The sequence below is a fragment of the Luteibacter mycovicinus genome (assembly GCF_000745235.1).
GTDB classification, from domain to species: domain Bacteria; phylum Pseudomonadota; class Gammaproteobacteria; order Xanthomonadales; family Rhodanobacteraceae; genus Luteibacter; species Luteibacter mycovicinus.
On sequence record NZ_JQNL01000001.1, the window covers coordinates 2,736,247 to 2,757,500 of the forward strand.

Annotated in this window: 16 protein-coding genes, 1 pseudogene and 1 riboswitch; all 17 genes and pseudogenes read left to right on the forward strand. The window is 66.4% G+C overall.

Annotation, left to right across the window (positions count from 1 at the left end; genetic code table 11):
• The first annotated feature begins 97 nt into the window (after positions 1-97).
• The gene (locus FA85_RS11965; RefSeq protein ID WP_036116475.1) at positions 98-577 is read left to right on the forward strand and encodes a hypothetical protein; all 480 of its coding nucleotides are present in this window, start codon (positions 98-100) and stop codon (positions 575-577) included.
• Between the two features lie 263 nt (positions 578-840).
• The gene (locus FA85_RS11970; RefSeq protein ID WP_036116473.1) at positions 841-1,317 is read left to right on the forward strand and encodes a Cif family virulence factor; all 477 of its coding nucleotides are present in this window, start codon (positions 841-843) and stop codon (positions 1,315-1,317) included.
• A 72-nt stretch (positions 1,318-1,389) separates the two neighbouring features.
• Entirely contained in the window at positions 1,390-2,406 is a 1,017-nt protein-coding gene (locus FA85_RS11975; protein ID WP_197056537.1) for a sensor histidine kinase, read from the forward strand.
• On the forward strand, positions 2,403-3,119 hold the full coding sequence (locus FA85_RS11980) for a LytR/AlgR family response regulator transcription factor (RefSeq protein WP_036116471.1): 717 nt from the start codon (positions 2,403-2,405) through the stop codon (positions 3,117-3,119). Before FA85_RS11975 ends, FA85_RS11980 begins: the two co-directional genes overlap by 4 nt.
• An 84-nt stretch (positions 3,120-3,203) precedes the next feature.
• A pseudogene (locus FA85_RS11985) lies at positions 3,204-4,280 on the forward strand (acyltransferase family protein); the annotation flags it as partial.
• A 23-nt stretch (positions 4,281-4,303) separates the two neighbouring features.
• Positions 4,304-4,538: riboswitch (cobalamin riboswitch) on the forward strand.
• 123 nt (positions 4,539-4,661) lie between these two features.
• A complete protein-coding gene (gene btuB, locus FA85_RS11990) occupies positions 4,662-6,539 on the forward strand; it encodes a TonB-dependent vitamin B12 receptor (protein WP_036116469.1) in 1,878 nt (625 codons plus the stop codon).
• 28 nt (positions 6,540-6,567) lie between these two features.
• Positions 6,568-7,149, forward strand: coding sequence for a hypothetical protein (locus FA85_RS11995; protein ID WP_036116468.1), 582 nt, complete (start codon positions 6,568-6,570; stop codon positions 7,147-7,149).
• Positions 7,150-7,175: 26 nt separating this feature from the next.
• A complete protein-coding gene (gene cobO / locus FA85_RS12000; protein WP_036118552.1) occupies positions 7,176-7,778 on the forward strand; it encodes a cob(I)yrinic acid a,c-diamide adenosyltransferase in 603 nt (200 codons plus the stop codon).
• Complete coding sequence (locus tag FA85_RS12005; RefSeq protein ID WP_036116466.1) at positions 7,775-9,064, forward strand: cobyrinic acid a,c-diamide synthase CobB; 1,290 nt, start codon at positions 7,775-7,777, stop codon at positions 9,062-9,064. The genes cobO and FA85_RS12005 overlap by 4 nt, the downstream gene beginning before the upstream one ends.
• Before the next feature lie 14 nt (positions 9,065-9,078).
• Entirely contained in the window at positions 9,079-9,969 is an 891-nt protein-coding gene (cbiB, locus tag FA85_RS12010; RefSeq protein ID WP_051944310.1) for an adenosylcobinamide-phosphate synthase CbiB, read from the forward strand.
• Positions 9,962-10,942 carry a threonine-phosphate decarboxylase CobD gene (gene cobD, locus FA85_RS12015; protein WP_036116462.1) on the forward strand — a complete coding sequence of 327 codons (981 nt, stop codon included), beginning with the start codon at positions 9,962-9,964 and terminating at the stop codon, positions 10,940-10,942. Before cbiB ends, cobD begins: the two co-directional genes overlap by 8 nt.
• Positions 10,939-12,411: a cobyric acid synthase gene (locus tag FA85_RS12020; RefSeq protein WP_036116461.1), complete on the forward strand. Its 1,473-nt coding sequence runs from the start codon at positions 10,939-10,941 to the stop codon at positions 12,409-12,411. Before cobD ends, FA85_RS12020 begins: the two co-directional genes overlap by 4 nt.
• Entirely contained in the window at positions 12,399-12,920 is a 522-nt protein-coding gene (gene cobU / locus FA85_RS12025) for a bifunctional adenosylcobinamide kinase/adenosylcobinamide-phosphate guanylyltransferase (RefSeq protein WP_036116459.1), read from the forward strand. The genes FA85_RS12020 and cobU overlap by 13 nt, the downstream gene beginning before the upstream one ends.
• Positions 12,917-13,960, forward strand: a complete 1,044-nt coding sequence (gene cobT, locus FA85_RS12030; protein ID WP_036116457.1) for a nicotinate-nucleotide--dimethylbenzimidazole phosphoribosyltransferase — start codon at positions 12,917-12,919, stop codon at positions 13,958-13,960. The genes cobU and cobT overlap by 4 nt, the downstream gene beginning before the upstream one ends.
• Positions 13,957-14,496: a histidine phosphatase family protein gene (locus FA85_RS12035; protein ID WP_036116455.1), complete on the forward strand. Its 540-nt coding sequence runs from the start codon at positions 13,957-13,959 to the stop codon at positions 14,494-14,496. Before cobT ends, FA85_RS12035 begins: the two co-directional genes overlap by 4 nt.
• Positions 14,496-15,212, forward strand: coding sequence for an adenosylcobinamide-GDP ribazoletransferase (locus FA85_RS12040; RefSeq protein ID WP_036116454.1), 717 nt, complete (start codon positions 14,496-14,498; stop codon positions 15,210-15,212). Before FA85_RS12035 ends, FA85_RS12040 begins: the two co-directional genes overlap by 1 nt.
• A gap of 394 nt (positions 15,213-15,606) precedes the next feature.
• Complete coding sequence (locus tag FA85_RS12045; protein ID WP_036116452.1) at positions 15,607-21,249, forward strand: autotransporter-associated beta strand repeat-containing protein; 5,643 nt, start codon at positions 15,607-15,609, stop codon at positions 21,247-21,249.
• Positions 21,250-21,254: the final 5 nt, after the last annotated feature.

Here is a 21,254-nt window from a genome sequence, read left to right on the forward strand (position 1 = left end):
GTCGCCCGAACGCTACGATGTGCCCTGGGCGCGGCGGGACAGACCCGCCGCGCCGAACACGGTGTCATGTGTGCTCCTCAACCACGGAGTCACAACGATGCTTCGAAACACCCTCGCTGCCGCTCTTCTCGTCCTGCCGCTGGCGGCTTTCGCCCAGACGCCGCCCGCCGCCGATCGGTACGTCGACATCGTCAACTGGCCGACCGCGGAAGCCAGCCTCGACCGTTTCGCCGGTGTCGAAGCCACGCTCAACGGTGGCTTCGACAAGATCTGCGGCGACACCTTCTGCGAAGGCGAGTTTCACAACCTCCGCCCTATGCAGCTGACCTGTTCGGTCGACGCGACCAAAAGCAGCATGAAGCAGTGCGTGTGGACCTTTGCCGGGACCACCGCTTCGGTGGTCACCAAGTCCGGTGCCGTGCAGGCCGCCGGCAAGCTGTACAAGTGCAAGATCCGTCTGCCGAAGGACATGCTGGTGGAACAGTTCTACGAGGCCATGAAGGCGGATGACGCCCTCAACGCCAAGCTCCCCGGGTCCCGCAATTCCGTCTACGACAGCCTCGTCGGCTGTCTCTGAGCCCATCGGGCTATACCGGTAAGGTTTGATACGACCCGGGCCGCCGGCTCCGCGAAAGCGGCGCCGGCGGCTTCCCGCTGTCGTCGGAGCCAGCCCTGCCGGCGAAAAGCCAACAAGGCGGTGACGCGGCGAACTTCCGTTGTGCCAGTAACGCTTCCCAACCGTTTCATCGCACTCCACGCCCGCCCCACCGCACACACTCTTGGCGACCCATCCCCACACCTGATCTCCTCGTACGTCTCACCACGTACGAGGCCTTGACCATGTCCTTGCACCCCGCATTCAGCGCATTCGCTCTCCTGCTCACGCTCCCCTGCTTCGCCGCCGACGCACCCAAAGCCGAAATCCAGCACGTCGTCGACACCTTCCAGACCGCATTGAAAGCTCACGACGCCAAAAGCGTCTCCTCCCTGTTTCTCAACGACAACATCTCCTGGTACACCTCACTGGGTGATGCGTCCTTCACGAGCGTCAAGGCCAGACACTCCGAGGTAACCACGGCTTACAAAGCCGGCACCCTCAAACAGTTCACCGACTTCATCGGCTCCGGCAAGGTCCAGGTCGAGGAGCGCTTCCACAACGTCCGCATCGATACCGACGGAACGGTCGCCTCCGTCTACTTCGATTTCGACTTCCTCGCCGACGGCAAGATAGCCAACCATGGCGCCGAAACCTGGCAGATGATCCATACGCCGGACGGCTGGAAAATCGCGGCCATGCTCTACTCGTCGAACTTCTGACCGATAGAATCGGATCCGGGCGAACGAGGGCGGCGCATGCGGGAAGACAGGAACGTAACAGTATCGCCGGGCATGGCCTGGATCGCAGGCCTGCCTATCCTCGGCTGCATGCTGGTGATGGGTTTGCCGTCGCTTGCCGATCCGAAGGTCCTCGCGTTTCGCCTCTTCTACACCGCTGCGTACCTGGCATGGATCGTCCCGCTGGGCTGGCTCCAGCGCGTGCTATGGCGACGGGCGGCGAGCGCATGGACGATGGCAGCCTGGTTGCTGCCGATCAGCTACGCGATGTCCGTCGCCAATGCACTCTTCGCCCTCGAATTTCTCGCGAGTCCGGCCATGCGAGCGCGGGTCGGCTGGGCCTGGGTGTTCGGCGGGCTCGACGGCTGCTGGCTGGCGCTGATCGCTTTTTGTGGCATGCAGGCAATGGTGCTGCACCGGGCGGAACTTCGCGCCGAAGGCCTTCGGTTGCGCGAGGCATCGCAAGCGGCCCGTGATGCGGAGTTGCGTGCCTTGCGCTACCAGCTGCAGCCACACTTCCTTTTCAACACGCTGAATGCGATCTCGGCCCTGGTACGCGACGATCGTAAGCGCGATGCCACGCGCATGATCGCCCGCCTGGGCGATTTTCTTCGCGCGACGCTGGAGCAGTCGCCCGGGCACGAAGTGACGGTCGCGGACGAGATCGCCTTTACCTCTACCTACCTGGATATCGAGAAGGCGCGGCTGGGCGACCGGCTGCGCGTGAACATTCACACCGGTCCGGACACGCTCGATGCGCAGGTGCCCTACCTCCTGCTGCAGCCGCTGGTCGAGAACGCCATCCGGCATGGCATCGCACCCCGCCGTGAGGGCGGCCGGATCGACATTCGTGTCGAGCGTGACGGAGGAACACTTCGGGTGTGGGTCGATAACGATCGCTTCGACGGGCCTTCAGCAGGAGGGCAGGGCGTGGGTCTGACGAATGTACGTGCCCGCCTAGATGTGCTCTATCCCGGCAATCACCTGCTGGAAGCTGGCCCTCGCGGCGATCGGTGGCGCACGGCGGTCACCTTGCCCGTGCGCTCTGCCGTCATGCGGACAACCGCATGATTCGCATCGCCGTCGTCGATGACGAGCCCCTCGCTCGCAGGGGCGTGCAGGTCCGCCTTAATGCGGAGCCCGACGTTATCGTCGTCGCCGAGGCGGCGGATGGTCAGGCGCTGGCCGCCATGCGTCGAACCGATGTGGATCTCGCGATCGTCGATGTCCAGATGCCTGGCCTGACCGGTATCGATGCCCTGGCGGCCATACCGCCTCCCGACCGACCGTTGGCGATCCTGTTGACCGCGCACGACAGCTTCGCTCTCCGTGCCTTTGAACTGGGCGCGGTGGATTACCTGCTGAAGCCCATCGATGATGAACGCTTCGCCGAAGCGATTGAACGGGCTCGTCGACAACTCGGCAGGGCGGTGACCACGACAACGAGGCAGGCCGAACGCTTCGCCATTCGTATCGGTGCCCGCATTCACTACGTCGCTGCGGACGAGGTCGAGTGGATCGAGGCCGACGGTGATTACGCGGCGCTGCATGTACGCGGCGAACGGTATCTGCTCCGCGAAACCCTGCATACGCTGTCCAGGCGACTCGACCCGCTGCGCTTTCTCCGGGTGCACCGCTCGGCCATCGTTCGGGTGGATCAGGTCGCCGAACTCCTGCCACGGTCCAACCGCGACGCGGTGGTTCGATTGAAAGATGGTGCGACGCTGCGCGCAAGTCGTACCTATATCGATGCCCTGCTCGCCGCGTTGCACCGCGGGCAATGAGCGCGCCCGCGAATCGCCATAAACGCGCCGTGCATCCGCCCGGACGCGCCCGCACATTGACGTGACACCCAGGGGATCCCACGCATGAACCGCACTCCCGGCCTCGACACGCTGCGCGCGATCGCCATCGCCTGGGTGATGTTGTTTCACAGTTATCTGGTCGGCGGCCTCGGCGATGGCTTCAGCAAGCTGGAATGGTCGGGGTGGATGGGCGTCGACCTGTTCTTCGTGCTGAGCGGCTACCTCATCGGCACGCAGGTGCTGAAGTCCCTGAAGACCACGGGCAAGCTCGATTTCGTCGGCTTCTATCGACGACGCTTCATACGAATACTTCCCGCCTTCTTCGTCGTGCTGGCACTTTATGCGTTATGGCCGGCATGGCGAGAAACGCCGGGTATGCAGCCGTTGTGGCAATTTCCGACGTTTACCTTCAACCTGTTGTTCGACAACGGCGACAACTATGCGTTCTCCCACGTGTGGTCGCTATGCGTGGAAGAACACTTCTATCTCGTCTTTCCCTTGCTGGCCTTCGCGCTGACGCGCAAACCCGCTCTGTGGAAGTTCATCACCGTATGCGTCGCGGTGGTCGCCGGCGGCCTCCTGTTGCGGGCGTGGCTGTGGTCCGATTTGCTGGGACCGGCTCGTGATACGGACATCAGTGCGGGCCTGGTCTATCTCCGTTACCTCTATTACCCCACGTGGTCGCGCCTGGATGGGCTCGTCGCCGGTGTCGCCCTGGCGGCGTGCGGGGTGTATCGCCCGCAGTGGATGGCATGGATCCATGCGCGCGCGGGCTGGGTGCTCGGCGCCGCCACCGTTCTCCTTGGCGTCTGTCTGGTCCTTTTCGACGGTGCACGCCCCCTGTTCTGGCCCTGCGTCATCGGCTACCCCCTGCTGTCGCTGGCGATGGGTGGCTTCGTCGCCGCCTTCAGCGGCCCGACCGTCTTCGCAAGGCTGCGGGTGCCCGGTGCCGGATGGCTGGCCGCCGCTTCATACAGCCTCTATCTCTGCCACAAAGGCGTTTTTCATCTGACGGAGGGGCTGCTCGGTGACGGTCTGGCCGATCATCGCTTTGTCCGTTTCGCCATCTATGCGGCCGCGACTCTGGCTGGCGGTGCGCTGCTTCACTACGGTGTCGAGCGCCCGTTCCTGCGCTGGCGCGACCGCCGCGTTCATGCTTCGGATACACTACCGCCGCCCAAGGTGATTCCCGGTGTCGCAGCCGGGGATTGAAACGGGAATCCGGTGACCCGCGCGACCCACGAGGTCCGCGTCATTCCGGAGCTGCCCCCGCAACGGTAGGCGAGCCAAAGGTCTGCATGAAGCCACTGTGCCCCGAAAGGCATGGGAAGGCGCCGACCGGCAGGGATTCTCCCTGCGCTCGCAAGCCCGGAGACCGGCCTTCGAGGTAACACCGGACAGGCGGAGGGCCATGTCGTGGGTGGCCGGCCGGCCTTCCGCCATCGGCGCTCCCCGCTACCGTCTCCCTGTCTCTCGCCATTCATGCCGCGCGGATGGGCGCGGTAGTGCAGGAGTCACCACGTGTCGCTTCGTATTTCCACCCTCGCGGTCGCCATCGCGATGGCATGCCTCGTTCCCGCCGCGGCCTTCGCCGATGACACCTCCACCGACCTCGACAAGGTCGTGGTCACCGCGAGCCGGACCGAGCAGACCCAGGCGCAGGTGCTGTCCGCCTCCACGGTGATCGACCGTGCCGGGATCGAGCGGCTGCAGCCGCGCTCGCTGGCCGACCTGCTGCGTGCGACGCCCGGTGTGTCCATCGCCAATAACGGCGGCCCGGGCAAGTCGACCTCCGTCTTCATGCGCGGCACCGCGTCCGACCACGTGCTGGTGCTGATCGATGGCGTGAAGGTGGGTTCAGCGACCTCCGGTACGGCGGCCTTCCAGGATATTCCGGTCGACCAGATCGAGCGCATCGAAATCGTCCGTGGCCCGTTCTCCAGTCTCTATGGCTCGGACGCGCTGGGCGGCGTCATCCAGATCTTCACCCGTCGTCCGGAAGGCAGCTTCGTGCCGAACTTCTCCGTCGGCGGCGGCAGCTACGACACCTTGCGCGGCTCGGCCGGCTTCAGCGGACGCGGCTCGAACGGCTGGTACGCGGTGGAAGCGAACCACGACCAGACCGACGGCATCAACGCATGCCGCGGCCGCCCCAGCCCGGGCGGCGGCGGTTGCTACACCTACGAGCCGGACAAGGACGGTTACCGCAACAATGCGCTGTCGCTGAAGGGCGGATGGCGCTTCGACGAGCAGTGGGACGCCGACGTCAATGCCATGCGCACCGAAGGCGCCAACCATTACGACGGCACCAGCAGCAACTTCGCCGACTCGTCGACGCAGGTCGTTGGCGGCCGTCTGCGCTATACACCGTCGAAGGACGTGAAGTTCACCCTCAACCTCGGTCGCAGCGGTGACTTCTCGACCGACTACGAGAACGGCGTCTACGCCGATACGTTCAACACGCATCGCGACGTCGCCTCGGTGCAGGCGGACCTCGGTCACGTCGGTGGGGACGCAGGCCAGACCACGCTCGGTTACGACTGGCAGCGCGATCGCGTCGTCGGCAGTACCGACTACTTCGTCGATGCGCGTCGCAACCACGCGATTTTCGGCCAGTGGTTGCAGGCATTCGGCGACAGCTCGATCCAGGCCAGTCTGCGCCGTGACGAGAACAGCCAGTTCGGCGGCAAGACCACCGGCAGCCTGCAGTACGGCTACATGCTGACGAAGGACCTGCGTGTCACCGGCAGCTACGGCACCGCGTTCAAGGCACCGACGTTCAACGACCTGTACTACCCCGACTACGGCAATCCGGACCTCCGCCCGGAAACTTCCCGCAACTGGGAGCTGGGGCTGCGCGGTACGCCCACGTGGGGTAACTGGTCGATCAATGCCTTCCAGAATCACATCGACAACCTGATCGTCTTCGACTCGAGCCTGACCGGTCCGCTGTTCCCGTTTGGTGGCGCGAACAATATCGACCGCGCACGGATCCGTGGCGTGGAGCTGGCAGCCGACACCACCGTCGCCGACTGGCACCTCTCGTGTAACGCGACGTGGCTGCAGCCGGAAGACGATAGCGACGACGACAGCAAGGGCAACCTGTTGCCACGACGTGCCCGCCGTACCGCGAATATCGACGTCGACCGCTCGTTCGGCGCGCTGAGCGTCGGTGCCAGTGTGTTCGCCTCGGGCTATCGCTATGACGACTCGACCAACCTGCACCGGCTGGGTGGCTACGCGCTGACCGATCTGCGCATCGCGTACGCCTTCGCGCCGGCGTGGTCGGTGGAGCTGGCCGGCAAGAATGTCTTCGATCGCCACTACGAGACTGCGCGTTACTTCAATCAGCTGGGTCGCAACTACATGCTCACGTTCCGTTACCAGCCCCGCTCGTAATCCGTCCCCCCGTACGAGGTACGCCCCGATGAAACCCCTGTTACGTCCGTTGTTTGTCGCCATGTCGGCATGGTTCGCGCTGATCATGATCGCCACGCGTTTTCATCACTTCGGCGATGTACTGCATCTTCCCGACGCGTCGATGGCGTTGTTCTTCCTCGGGGGTATCTACCTGCGAAAGCACCTGGCCTTCGTCGCCTTCGTCGTCCTGGCCGTGCTGATCGACTGGGTTTCGATCAGCTACGCGGGCGTGAGCGACTTCTGCATCACGGTGGCCTATTCGTTCATGCCGCTGGCGTACGCCGTGCTCTGGTACGGCGGCCGCCTGGTGGCACCGCGTTTCGACGGTTCACTGGCATCGCATGCGATGGTGTTCGCGGCATTGCTGGTCTGCGCCACGGTCTCGTACGCCATATCCAATGGTGCGTTCTACTGGCTGGGCGGCCGTTACACCGATACCAACATGACCCAGTACGTGCAGCGCTTCATGCAATGGGCGCCGCTTTTCGTGCGTGCCGCCGCGGCGTATGTGCTGGTGGCTCAGGTGGTCCAGGCGGCGGTCTGGCGCTTCGCACCGCGGGCACGGGACGCCCGTACCACTCACGCATGAGCGGCGACACCACGCCATGGCGTGAAATGGACGAGGAGGCTCGTCATCGCGACCGCATGCGCCGGAAGAAGGAGCTGATCGACCGACGTATCGCGAAAGCGACCATCGATCGCGGCGTGCTCGTGGTCAACACCGGCAACGGCAAGGGAAAGAGCTCGTCCGGATTCGGTATGCTGGCGCGGTCGCTCGGCCATGGCTTTCGTTGTGGCGTCGTCCAGTTCATCAAGGGCAGTTTTTTCACCGGCGAGGAGGCATTCTTCCGCATGTACGAAGACGGTCCGCTCGATTACCACGTGATGGGCGAAGGCTATACGTGGGAGACACAGGACAAGGCGCGCGACATCGCGGCCGCCATGGCCGCGTGGGATGTCGCCGAGCGCATGCTCGCCGACCCGGCATACGATTTCATCCTGCTCGACGAGCTGAACATCGCGCTGGTGAAGCAATACATCCCGCTCGATCGCGTGCTCGACGCCTGCCGGGCGCGACCCGAACGACAGCATGTGGTGATCACGGGCCGTGGCGCGCCGGACGCGCTCGTCGAACTGGCGGATACCGTGACCGAGATGCGCGTGGTGAAACACGCCTATCAGGCGGGTATCCGCGCGCAGAAGGGCGTGGAACTGTGAGCCGTTCGTGTCCCGCGCTGCTGGTCTCGGCACCTGCGTCGGGGCAGGGCAAGACCAGTGTGACGGCGGCCCTGGCGCGTGCGCATGCGCGTGCCGGCCGCCGGGTCCGCGTCTTCAAGACCGGACCCGATTTTCTCGACCCGATGATCCTCCAGCGCGCAGCCGGCGCTCCGGTTTACCAGCTCGACACCTGGATGGGTGGCGAAGACGACGTTCGCGCGCGACTCCATGCCGCGGCGGAGGAGGCGGACCTGATCCTCATCGAGGGCGTGATGGGGCTGTTCGACGGGCGCCCGTCGAGCGCGGATCTGGCCCAGCGGTTCGGTTTGCCCGTTCTCGCCGTGATCGATGGCAGTGCCATGGCGCAGACGTTCGGTGCGCTGGCGCATGGACTGGCCAGTTATCGCGACGGGCTCATCGTGCACGGCGTGATCGCCAACCGTGTTGGCAGCGCGTATCACGCCACCTTGCTGCGCGAGAGCCTGCCGCCTGCGCTTACCTGGTACGGCGCGCTCCCGCGCGATGCGGCCATGGGTCTGCCGGAGCGGCATCTCGGCCTCGTGTCCGCCGCGGAGCTGGCGGATCTCGACGCGCGGCTGGATGCGCTGGCCGACGCGTTGCCCGCCGAGGCGGTGGGCCAGCTGCCACCCGCGGTCGTTTTCCAGCCGCCGGTCGACCGACATTCCACGCGGCGGCTGGATGGCCGCCGCATCGCCATCGCCTGCGACGAGGCATTCGCCTTCGTGTACCCGGCCAATCTCGACGTGCTGCGTGACGCCGGCGCGGAGCTGATCTTCTTCAGTCCGCTGGCGGGTGACGCCTTGCCCCCATGCGATGCGATCTGGCTTCCGGGGGGCTACCCCGAATTGCACCTCGACACGCTGACGAGCCGTGACGATCTGCGCCGCGATCTGCACGCGCATGTCGATGCCGGACGCCCCCTGCTGGCGGAGTGCGGCGGTCTGCTCTATGCCCTCGACCGGCTTACCGACACGCATGGCCATGCAGCCGGCATGGCGGGGCTGATCGCCGGAGACGCGATGATGCAGCCGCGCATGGCGGCGCTCGGCATGCAGTCGGTGGACCTGCCCGAAGGGATCCTGCGCGGTCATTCGTTTCACTATGCGAAGGCGACGATCGCCGCCACGGCTCTGGCGGTGGCGAGCAACCCGAATGGCGGGCCCACCGCCGAGGCGGTCTACCGCCGTGGGCGCATGACCGCCAGCTTCGTGCACTTTTATTTCCCATCGAATATCGACGCCGCGCTGCGTCTTTTCCTGCTGTGACCACCGCCTTCGCGATGCTCGCGGCGCTGCTGCTCGATGCATGGTGGGGCGAGCCACGACGCGCGCATCCGCTGGTCGGCTTCGGCCATCTCGCTCAATGGATCGAGCGACAGCTTTATGCCGGTCGCCGCCCCCGGGGCGTCCTGGCCTGGTGCCTGGCGGTGCTTCCGCTGGTCGGACTGCTCGCGCTGATCCGATACGGGATGCCCGCCGCGCCCGGGTTTGTCATCGATACGGTGGTGCTGTATCTCGCCGTGGGTCGGCGCAGCCTCGCGGAGCACGCGTTGCCCGTCGCCGATGCGCTGAGCGCGGCCGATATCGGTGCGGCGCGGCAGGCGGTCGGTCGAATGGTCAGCCGCGATACGGAGGCCCTGGATGCCTCGCGTGTGGCCGCCGCCGCGACGGAATCCGTCCTCGAGAACGGCCACGACGCCGTCTTCGGTGCGCTGTTCTGGTTTCTGTTGCTGGGCGCGCCGGGCGTGCTGGTGTTCCGTCTGGCGAATACGCTGGATGCGATGTGGGGCTACCGGACGCCGCGCTACCTGCGCTTCGGCTGGGCGGCGGCGCGTATCGACGACGTGCTCGGGTTCATCTCCGCAAGGCTCACCGCGCTGACGTATGCACTGGCGGGCGAATTCACGACGGCACGTCGTTGCTGGGCGACGCAGGCACCGTTGTGGGACAGCCCCAACGCCGGCCCGGTGATGGCCGCCGGTGCGGGCGCGCTGAACGTCCGACTGGGTGGGCCCGCGCCATACCACGGTCAGTGGGAAGACCGTCCTGTCCTCGGTACCGGGGATGCGCCCGACGCCACCTCTATACGACGCGCCCTGCGTCTCGTCGATCGGGGCGCAGCGATCTGGATCGGTCTCGCACTCGTGGCTGGAGTAGCCGCTCATGCTTGAGCATGGCGGACGTCTGGCCCGTGCGGTGACACAGCACGGCATTCCACGCGAACGCTGGCTCGATCTGTCGACGGGCATCAGCCCGTATGCCTATCCCGTGCCTGCCGTACCGGCCGAGGCATGGCACCGGTTGCCCGAGGACGACGACGGGCTCATGCACGTGGCCCGCGCCTACTACGCGGCGCCGCATCTTCTGGCCGTTCCCGGCTCGCAGGCGGCGATCATGGCGTTGCCGCGCATGCGGTCACGCTCGCGTGTGGGCGTGATCTCGCCGGGCTACAACGAGCATGCGCATGCGTGGCGGCAACACGGTCACGACGTCCGCGAGTGTCCGGCGGATGCATTGTTCGAACGCGCCGCCGACTTCGACGTGATCGTGCTCATTCATCCCAACAACCCTGGCGGCGACCGGTTCCGTCGCGAGGCGCTGCTCGCGTTGCACGCATCGCTCGCGTCGCGCGGTGGCTGGTTGATCGTCGACGAGGCGTTCGTCGACACGCGACCGAACGGCACGCTGTGTGCCGCGGCATGCGACAGCCTGATCGTCTTGCGCTCGGTGGGTAAGTTCTTCGGCCTCGCAGGTGTGCGCGCGGGGTTTGTCGCGTCGTCGCCGGGCCTGCTGGAGGCACTGCGTGAATGTCTGGGGCCGTGGACGCTGAGCGGGCCGACGCGCCACGTCGTGAAGGCGGCGCTGACCGACGTCGACTGGCAGATCACGATGCGCGCGCGGCTGCGCGAAGACAGTGCGCGGCTGGTTGCGTTGCTGACGGAGCACGGACTGCGTCCCGATGGTGGCTGCGATCTCTTTCAGTATTGTCGCCATCCCGACGCCGCTCGTCTTCACGACGCCCTCGCGACGCGTGCCATCCTCACCCGCCGCTTCGACAATCCGCCGGCGCTGCGTTTCGGCCTGCCAGGCGACGAGGTCGGTTTCGAGTGCCTCGATGTGGCACTGGCCGAGGTGATGGCTTGAACGCGCGCGTACTCATGGTGCAGGGTTGCACGTCCGACGCGGGCAAGAGCACCGTCGTCGCCGCGCTGTGCCGCTGGCTGCGCCGCCGCGGTGTCGTGGTCGCGCCGTTCAAGCCGCAGAACATGGCTTTGAACTCCGCCGTCACGGTCGATGGCGGCGAGATCGGTCGCGCACAGGCGGTGCAGGCGCAGGCGGCGGGCGTCATGCCGCATACCGATTTCAACCCCGTCCTGCTCAAGCCGAACAGCGACACCGGTGCGCAGGTGATCGTCCACGGACACCCCGTCGGCAACATGGACGCCGTCGGTTATCACGCGTACAAGCGTGTCGCGATGGACGCGGTGCTCGCATCGCATGCGCGACTCGCCGACGCCTATGCGGCGATCGTTGTCGAAGGTGCCGGGAGCCCGGCCGAGATCAACCTGCGCGATCGCGATATCGCCAATATGGGGTACGCCGAGGCGGTCGACTGTCCTGTCATTCTGGTGGCCGACATCGATCGTGGTGGCGTCTTCGCCCATCTCGTCGGCACGCTGGCTTTGCTGTCGGAGAGCGAGCGTAACCGCGTGGCGGGCTTCGTCATCAATCGCTTTCGCGGCGATATCGCGCTGCTCCAGCCCGGTCTCGACTGGCTGGAGCGTGAAACAGGCAAGCCGGTACTGGGCGTCCTGCCCTATCTTCACGGCATGGTGCTGGAAGCCGAAGACGCCTTGCCGCGGGACCGGGTGCGTCGCGAGCACGCGCGCCTGCGTGTGGCCGTGCCCGCGCTTCCACGGATCAGCAATCACACCGATCTGGACGCGCTGCGCCTGCATCCCGATGTGGCATGTGTCTTCGTCGGGCCGGGCGAGAGCTTTCCGGCATGCGACCTGATCGTCCTGCCCGGATCGAAGTCCACCCGCGCGGATCTGGCATGGCTGCGGTCTCAGGGCTGGGACCAGGCCATCCTCCGGCACGTCCGTTACGGCGGCCACGTCATCGGCATCTGCGGCGGTATGCAGATGCTCGGCCACGCGGTGCACGACCCGCTTGGCGTCGAAGGGGCCGCGGGTTCTAGCAGCGGGCTCGGCCTGCTCGACCTCGAAACGACACTGGCGCCCGCCAAACAGTTGCGCATCGTCAGCGGCCAGGTGAGTGGCAGCGATGCCACCGTCATCGGTTACGAGATTCACTGCGGTGTAAGCACCGGCGCGGGGATGAAGCGTCCCGCCGTCGTGCTGGACGACGGGCGCGACGACGGCGCGCGCTCCGACGATGGACGCGTCATCGGCACCTACCTGCACGGGCTGTTCGATCACCCGGATGCGTTGCGCGCATGGCTGGGACACGCGGGTCTCGATGGGTCGGCGCCCTTCGACCTCGGCGCGTTACGCGAGGCGACGATCGACCGCCTGGCCGACACGATAGACGCGCATATGAATACGGCGGTACTCACCCGACTTTTTGGACTCGATGCATGCAGACCCTGATTCTGGGCGGAGCCCGCTCCGGCAAGAGTGCGCTGGCGGAGAGACTGGCCAGCGCGTCCGGCCGCGATGTGGTGTACGTGGCCACCGCGCAGGCGCTCGACCTGGAGATGGCCGAACGCATCGCGCATCACCGCGCACGGCGGCCCGCGTCGTGGACCTCCGTGGAAGAGCCGCTGATGCTCGCCCGCGTCCTTCGGGAGCACGCGGCGGAGCATCGCTGCGTACTCGTCGATTGCCTCACCTTGTGGCTGTCCAATCTGCTGGGCATCGACGACGGTCGTCATTTCGGCAGTGAGCACGAGGCGCTGCTGGCCACGGTGGCGACGTTGCCGGGCGACATTCTGTTCGTGAGCAATGAAGTCGGTCTGGGTGTCACTCCCATGGGCGCGCTGAGCCGCCGGTTTGTCGACGAAGCCGGTCGGCTTCACCAGTCACTGGCCCAGCGCTGCGATCGCGTGTTGTTTACCGTCGCCGGCCTGCCTCTCGCTTTGAAAGGAACCCTGCCATGAAGCACTGGCTCGCCACACCCGCACGGGTCCCCGATGCCGCCGCCGCCGAGGCGGCGACCTTGCGCCAGGCGACGCTGACCAAGCCGCCTGGCTCGTTGGGTAGACTGGAATCGCTCGCCGTACAACTCGCCGCGCTGCAGGGGCGTGAGCGTCCTCGCGTCGACGTGGTCTGGATCGCGGTGTTCGCCGGTGACCATGGCGTGGCGGTCGAAGGTGTCTCCGCGTTCCCGCAGGTGGTCACCGGCGAGATGCTGCGTAACTTCGCGCTCGGCGGCGCCGCGATATCCGTGCTGGCGAGGGCGCTCAACGCCACCCTCGATGTCGTCAGCCTCGGAACGGTCAACGATCCGGGCGACGTCGCCGGCGTACGCCGTGAAATCATCGCGCCGTCGACCGCCAATATCGCCGAGGGGCCGGCCATGACGGATGCCCAGCTCGACGCGGCGCTGATCACTGGCGTACGTAGTGTCGAGCGCGCGGTCGCCGCCGATGCGCAGGTCTTCATCGGCGGTGACATGGGTATCGGCAATACGGCGGTCGCCAGCGCGCTTGCCTGCGCCTTGCTGGGTGAATCGCCCGATGTGCTCGTGGGCGCCGGCACCGGACTCGACCAGGCGGGCATCGCACGCAAGGCCGCGACGATCGAGCGCGCGCTGCGTGCCAACGCGGCAGCCATCTCGCCGCTCGAATGCCTGCGCTGTCTGGGCGGTTTCGAAATCGCCGCCTTGACCGGCGCCTTCATCGCCGCGGCTCAGCATGGCATGCCGGTGCTCGTCGATGGCTTCATCACCTCCGTGGCCGCGCTCGCGGCCGTCGCGTTGCGCCCGGATGTGCGCCCATGGCTGATGTTTGCGCATCGCTCACAGGAGCGCGGCCACGCGGGCGTGCTCGCCGCGCTGGGTGGCGAGCCGTTGCTCGACCTGCAGTTGCGGCTGGGCGAAGCCAGTGGCGCTGCGTTGGCCGTCCCGCTGCTGCGTCTGGCCTGCACCCTGCACGGTTCGATGGCGACCTTCGCCGAGGCCGGAGTGTCCGAGGCATGAGCATCGATCTGCTGCGCCATGGCGACACCGGCCAGCGAAGCTATCGCGGGCAGCTGGACGATCCCCTGACCGAGCTGGGCTGGCAACAACTCCGCGATGCGGTGCTGGGCCATCAGTGGGATCGCATCGTCTGCTCGTCGATGGCGCGCTGCTCGCGTTTCGCGACCGAACTGGCCGAACGGCGCGGTCTGCCGCTGCGCATCGATACGCGGCTTGTGGAGTATCACTTCGGCGACTGGCAGGGCGTGCCTGTCGAGACGATCGCGGAGACGGACGGCGATGCGCTCGGCCGCTTCTGGGCCGACCCCGTGATGCATCCGCCCCCGGGTGCGGAAACATTCGACGCCTTTCGCGAGCGACTGTCGGCGGCGCTCGACGACATCGCGGTAGAGGCGAGCGATGCGCGCGTGCTCGTCGTGACCCACGGCGGTGCGATTCGCCTGCTCCGTTGCGTGGCGGAACATCGCTGCTTCGGTGACATGGCGGGCATCGACGTTCCGCACGCGTCGCTGCACCGCATCGCCTGGACACCGTAATGCGCGGACTCGTGACCGCGTTCGCCTTCCTCACGCGCATCCCGATGCCCCGCGTGGCGATGGGTGAGCGCGAACAGGCCGCTTCGCTGAAGTGGTACCCCTTCGTGGGACTGGTGATCGGCCTGGCGCTCAGCGCGCTGGCCCTCGTGGCGCAGCGATGGGCGACGCTACCCGTAGCCGCCGTCCTGCTTCTGCTCTGGGTCGCGCTCACCGGTGCCCTGCATCTGGACGGCCTTGCCGACAGCGCCGACGCGTGGATCGGCGGAATGGGCGATCGCGAACGCACCCTGACGATCATGAAGGATCCGCGCAGCGGGCCGGCGGCCATCGTCGCTCTGGTGCTCGTCCTGTTGCTCAAATTCTCGGCGCTGGCCTCGCTGGCCGATCCCTTGTTACTGGTGCTGCCGCCCCTGCTGGGGCGCGCGGCGCTGGTCGGCCTGTTTCTCACCACGCCGTATGTCCGCAAGGGCGGGATGGGCGATGCCTTGCGCGGCGCTTCGGCCACCGGCTGCTGGGCGTCATTCTTCATCGCGGTGGCCGTCGCCGCCTGCTTCGGCGCGCGGGGCGCCATCGCAATCGGCGTCGGCCTCGTCGTCGGCGCCTGCTGGCGGCGCGCGTGCGTGATTCGCCTTGGCGGCTTCACCGGCGATACCGCCGGGGCGATGGTGGAGATGGTGGAAGTGGCGACCGTACTCGCGCTCATGGCGACGCGCTGACGCCACTGTCGACGACACCCGGCGTCCACTAGAGGCAGATCGCTCCGGTAATCATCGAGTCTGCATCGATCGGGTCCGCCCGGTCTGGCGGGGCGAGCCTGCGCATGCCGCGTGGCTGGCCGGATGGGTGACGCAGCGCGACAGATCGTGCCGCGATGAGGCACTACACGTCGTCACACATGGAATCTGTGCACAGGTTCTCATTTCTGTTATGTGTCGCCACATTTTCTTCACGTCTTGCCGAAATTACATCTCATTGGTGTTGGCACACACTTTGCTCTGATCCTTCTCCGTACAGGGGAAGCCGCCGCATTGGCATCCAGCCGTCTTTACCTAGCGCAGTTCCACGGAACCGTGACGGCCTGTCGCACCCAAAATTCAGGAGATCGCCGTTTTGAACAGAGTTTTTCGCATCGTATGGAATCGCGCACTTAATCAGTTCGTGGTCGCCTCTGAACTTTGCCGTTCGCGCGCCAAGGGCGCACGCTCCACCGGCGGCGGCTCCGCGATCGCCACCACCACGGGCCGCCTGGCGGCTGGTGTACTGCTCGCCCTGGCCGGGACGACTGGCGCTTTCGCGCACACGACGTCCATCGGCTACACGAATTCGGGCAACAACTCGCTGTCGTTCTATTACGGCACGTACCATCAGTCCGACGAAGCGACGTACACGGAAGGTTCGCTCCACCTCACCTCCACCGCCGGCTTCGACCAGACCGTCTCGTTCAACATCCTGACCGGCACCAAGCCGGCCGGCCTGGTCGACGGCGACACGAACTTCTTCTCGGACGGCACCAAGCTCATCGGTACGCCAAATCAGGTCATCGCGAACTGGCAGGGCGTGACCTTCAATAACCTGGTGCACGGTACCTACACCTTCACCTATATCCCCATCGCCAACCCGACCCAGGTCTGGGCACCGATCGACAACGTGATCCTGTCGAGCACGATCACGATCATCAATGCCGACCTCAGCACGGCACCGCACGTGGTGGCCGGCCAGGTCGTCGACCAGACCTATGCGATCGATCCGTTGATCATGGACGGCGGCACGGTGAAGAACACCGCCGACGGCACCATGAGCCAGATCGTCAGCATCACGAACAACAACGGCACGTTCGACACCAACGGCCACAACCTCACGCTCACCGGCGAGATGGATGGCCGCGGCGCGCTCATCAAGCAGGGTGAAGGTACGCTCAATCTGCGCGGCGACAACACGTCCGTCGGCGAGATCGACCTCAACGGTGGCGCGATTAACGTGCTGTCCGATGCGGCCCTGGGCGATACGAGCAACGACCTCAAGTTCAATGGCGGCAGCCTGCAGTGGGGTGCGGATTTCGACCTGAACAGCGGGCGCAACGTCACGCTTGGCGCCAATGGCGGCACGTTCGACCTGCAGACCTACGATACCGATGTCTCCAACAGCATCTCGGGCACCGGTTCGCTGACCAAAACGGGCACGGGCACGCTCACGCTGTCCGGCACGAATACCTACACCGGCGGCACCCATGTCGCCGGGGGCGACCTGATCGTCGCCAGCAGCGGGAACCTCGGCACCGGCATACTGAACGTCGACACCGGCTCCGCCGTAACGATGAACAACGCCACGCAGACGGTCGCAGGCCTTGCTGGCGACGGCGGTATCGATCTCGAAGGCACGACCCTGACCCTCAGCGGCAACGGCGCGTCCACCACGTACGGCGGCGTGCTTTCCGGTACCGGCGGCCTGATCAAGAATGGCAGCAACACGCAGGTCCTGACTGGCAGCAACACCTACAGTGGCGGTACCACGGTCAACGACGGCACGCTCGCTTTCGCCAGCGACGCCAACCTCGGCGACGCGGCGGGCAGCCTGACCCTCAACGGCGGTACGCTCGAAGCGACCGGCACGGGTAGCACGGCACGCGACATCCACGTGGCCGGTGGCGCCATCGCGGTGGACGGCGGTCAGCAGCTGACCTCGACCGGAAGCGTCAGCGGTACCGGTGGCCTGATCAAGAACGGCGGCGGCACCCTGATCGTCGACGGCGTCGCCTCGCAGGCCGGTGGCGTGACCGCGAACGGTGGCGTGCTTTCCCTGGGCGGCACCAATACCTATACCGGCGACACGACCATCAACACCGGTGCGACCGTCCTCGTGTCTCGCGATAACAACCTCGGCGCGTCCGCGAACCAGGTCGATCTCGACGGCGGCGCGCTGATCGCGACCGGAAGCTTCGCCACGGCGCGCGACGTGACGGTCGGCAGCGCGGGTAGCAGCCTCGGTGCCAGCACGGGCACCACGCTCACATCGACGGGCGTCGTGTCCGGCAGCGGTACGTTGAACACGCAGGGCGCGGGCACGATCGTGCTTGCCGGAACGAATACCTACACCGGCGGCACCGCGATCAACGGTGGCGTCCTGCAGATCTCTTCCGACGCCAGTCTCGGCGCAGCGGGCGGCGCCATCGGCCTGTTCGGCGGCACCCTGCACTCGACCGCCGACATCACCAGCACGCGTGACGTCACAACGGGCGGTGCGGGCGGCGTCGATGTCGACGCAGGAACCACCTTCAGCACCTCGGGTACCGTCAACGGTGCCGGAGCCTTGATCAAGAATGGCGAAGGCACGCTCGCGATGTCCGGCACGCTCAGCCAGGGCGGTGGCGTGACGGTCAACGACGGCACGCTGGTCCTGTCGGGCAACAACACCTACGAGGGTGCCAACACCCTCAACGACGGCACGCTTCAGATCGCCAGCGACGCCAACCTCGGTGACGCCGCCAACCATGTCGTCTTCCAGGGCGGCCAGTTGCACGTGACCGGCGATACCACGACGGCGCGCACGGTCGACACGACCGCCGGTTCCGATGCCGACCTCGTCGTCGACGGCGGGAAGACGGTAGCGCTCAACGGCACGGTGCAGGGCCAGGGCGGTCTGGTGGCATCCGGCACGGGTACCCTGGTCCTCGGGGGCGCCAACACGTACACCGGTGGTACCTCCGTGAACGGCGGCACGGTGCAGATCGGTAACGACGCGGCGCTCGGTGCCGCAACCGGCGCCATCACGCTAGCCGGTGGCACGCTGCAGGCGACGGGCGATGTCGCTTCGGCCCGCAACGTCACGGTGAACGGCGGTGCGTTCGCCATCGATCAGGGCGCCACGTTTGCCACGACGGGCAACGTCGGCGGCAACGGCGGTCTGGTGAAGAACGGCAGCGGCACGCTCGAGATCGATGGCACGGCGTCGCACACCGGCGGTACCACGATCAACGACGGTACGCTGGTTCTGACGGGCAACAACAGCTACACCGGCGGCACCACGCTCAACGGCGGCACGCTGCAGGTCGGCAGCGACGCGAACCTCGGCAATACGTCGGACGCCCTGGTCTTCAACGGCGGCACGCTGCACGCCACCGGCGACGTAAGCGGTGCGCGCGCCGTCACGGTGAACGCCGACGCGGTCATCGCGACGGATGCCGGTGCGAGCTTCGCGACATCGGGTACGGTTTCCGGCAACGGTGGCGTCACGAAGAAGGGCGACGGCACCCTGATTCTCAGCGGCGACAACACGTACACGGGTGCGACCACGATCGACGCCGGCACGCTGCAGATCGCGTCCGACACCAACCTCGGCGCATCGACATCCGGCCTGACCTTCAACGGCGGCTCGCTGCACACCACCGGTAACATCGTCACCCAGCGCACGCTCAACCTCGCCGGCAATGCCACCGTCGTCAGCGACGCCGGCACCTCGTTCACCGCCGCGGGCGCAGTTGTCGGCAACGGCGGACTGGTCAAGAACGGCGAAGGTACGCTCTCGATCACCGGCGTCGCCTCGCATACCGGCGGCACGACCGTCAACGAAGGCACGTTGGTGCTCTCGGGCAACAACACCTACACCGGCGGAACCGTGATCAACGGCGGCACGCTGAGCATCGCCAGCGATGCCAACCTGGGTGATGCCGCCAATGCCGTCACGCTCAACGGCGGCAACCTGACGGTGACCTCGAGCATCACTACCGCGCGCAACATCGTCATCGACAACGGCGGCGGCTCGATCACCACGGACATCGGGGCCACGCTCAGCCAGACGGGCAGCATCTCGGGCAACGGCACGCTGACCAAGCTCGGTGGCGGCACGCTGATCGTCAGCGGCAACAACAGCTTCACGGGCGGCACACTGGTCAACGGCGGCACCATCCGCATCGACAGCGGTTCGTCGCTCGGCACCGGCGACATCATCCTGCAAGGTGGCACGCTGCAGACCTATGCGACCCTCGGTACGGGTCAGACGGTCCTGGTCAGCGGCAACTCAGGCGTGAATGTCTCCGCCGGCACCACCACCGTGCTGTCGGGCGACATCAACACCAGTGGCGCCTCGGGTTGCTTCATCAAGAGCGGCGCCGGTGCACTGAGCCTCACCGGCAAGGCGTCGCTCGACCAGGGTACCTGCGTGCAGAACGGTACCCTCCGCGCGAACGGCACGCTCAACAGCAGCTTCGTCAATGTCGACGCGATCGGCACGCTGCGTGGCGTCGGTGTCATCAACGGTCCCGTCAACGTGACAGGGCGCCTGGCACCGGGTAACTCGCCGGGTACGCTGACCGTCAACGGTACGGTGACGATGAATGCGGGCAGCACCTTCGAAGCTGACATCGATGGCAAGGGAACCGGCACGGGCGCAGGCAACTACTCCCGTTTGCTCGTGGTAGGCGCGGGTCATCAGTTCATCGCCAATGGCACGCTGGCACCGCTGCTTCGCGGCATCACCGGTGACGCGAGCAATACCTTCACGCCGACGCTGGGCGATACCTACCGTATCGTCACCGCCGAAGGCGGCATCGTCGGACGCTTCAGCAGCCTCGACCAGCCGAGCGTCGGCCTGCCCGCGAACACGCGCTTCCTGGCCTTCTACAACCTCGCCAACAGCAACAGCATCGACCTGCGCGTCGTGCCGAAGGCGTACAGCGAGTTCCTCGGCACGGGTACCACGCGCAATACGCTGGCGCTGGCCGGTGCGCTGGACCGCGCGGTGGATGCGCAGATCGCCGGCAACGGCGCGGCCTATACCGCTGTCGTCAACGCCATCGGTGCGCTCGATACCGGTCGCATCGCCGACACCGTCAAGGCGATGGCCGGCGAAGTGCACGCCGACCAGGCGGCCGCAGCACGCGGCATGGGTCTGGCGCTCAACCGCGATGCCTTCGATCACCTGGGCACCGACACGACCAATCCGGCCAACAAGGTCTGGGCAAACGTGACCCAGGACGGCCAGCGCTTTGTCGCCGACAACCAGGGCTCCGGCTACAACGCCAGCACCAGCCACGTCACCGCGGGCGTAGACGTATTCACGAACGACACCACGGTCATCGGTGTGGGCGCGTCGCATGGCGAGAGCAACATCATCGCCACCGGCGGCCAGGGCACCATCCGCGGCAACGCCGGCCTGATCTACGCCCAGCAGAAGGCCGGTGCCGTCATCGTCGACGGTGTCGTGTCCTACGGTTCGGACGACTGGTCGAGCCGTCGCATGGATCCGTTCGGCAATGGTTCGCTCGAGACGCGCACGGATGGTCATGACACGATGGCCAGCCTCACGGCGCGCCTTCCGATGAATGCCGGTGGCCTGCGCATCGAGCCGTATGCCGGTGTGATCTGGCAGAAGGTGGAACGTGACGCGGTGAACGAGACGGGCACGTCGCCGGCGGCGCTGTCGCTGGACAAGCTGTCCGTGACCGGCACCCGTGCCCTCGTGGGCGTGACCGCCGGCTCGAACGCGAACGATCCGCTCGCCTCCGAGCTGACCTGGCGCGTCGGTGTCGCCGGCGGCGTGGATTCGGGCAAGCTGCTCGATCCGACGGTACGCGCCCAGCTCGCCGGCGAACAGTTCGAAACCAAGGCGCCGGATGCGGGCCGCGGTTTCGTGCAGTTCAACGCGAACGGTACGATGCGCCTTGCCCGCAACACCTACCTCTACGGCGGCCTCACCGCCGAACAGGGTTCGGGCCGGACGGCATACGGTGTGACTGCCGGTGTGCGCGTCGCTTTCTGAGGCGA

Excerpts from the sequence above, each read along its gene's own strand:
- FA85_RS11965 (WP_036116475.1), top strand. The coding sequence starts at position 98 with ATGCTTCGAAACACCCTCGCTGCCGCTCTTCTCGTCCTGCCGCTGGCG.
- FA85_RS11970 (WP_036116473.1), top strand. The coding sequence starts at position 841 with ATGTCCTTGCACCCCGCATTCAGCGCATTCGCTCTCCTGCTCACGCTC.
- FA85_RS11975 (WP_197056537.1), top strand. The coding sequence starts at position 1,390 with ATGGCCTGGATCGCAGGCCTGCCTATCCTCGGCTGCATGCTGGTGATG.
- FA85_RS11980 (WP_036116471.1), top strand. The coding sequence starts at position 2,403 with ATGATTCGCATCGCCGTCGTCGATGACGAGCCCCTCGCTCGCAGGGGC.
- FA85_RS11995 (WP_036116468.1), top strand. The coding sequence starts at position 6,568 with ATGAAACCCCTGTTACGTCCGTTGTTTGTCGCCATGTCGGCATGGTTC.
- cobO (WP_036118552.1), top strand. The coding sequence starts at position 7,176 with ATGGACGAGGAGGCTCGTCATCGCGACCGCATGCGCCGGAAGAAGGAG.
- cbiB (WP_051944310.1), top strand. The coding sequence starts at position 9,079 with ATGCTCGCGGCGCTGCTGCTCGATGCATGGTGGGGCGAGCCACGACGC.
- cobD (WP_036116462.1), top strand. The coding sequence starts at position 9,962 with ATGCTTGAGCATGGCGGACGTCTGGCCCGTGCGGTGACACAGCACGGC.
- cobU (WP_036116459.1), top strand. The coding sequence starts at position 12,399 with ATGCAGACCCTGATTCTGGGCGGAGCCCGCTCCGGCAAGAGTGCGCTG.
- cobT (WP_036116457.1), top strand. The coding sequence starts at position 12,917 with ATGAAGCACTGGCTCGCCACACCCGCACGGGTCCCCGATGCCGCCGCC.
- FA85_RS12035 (WP_036116455.1), top strand. The coding sequence starts at position 13,957 with ATGAGCATCGATCTGCTGCGCCATGGCGACACCGGCCAGCGAAGCTAT.
- FA85_RS12040 (WP_036116454.1), top strand. The coding sequence starts at position 14,496 with ATGCGCGGACTCGTGACCGCGTTCGCCTTCCTCACGCGCATCCCGATG.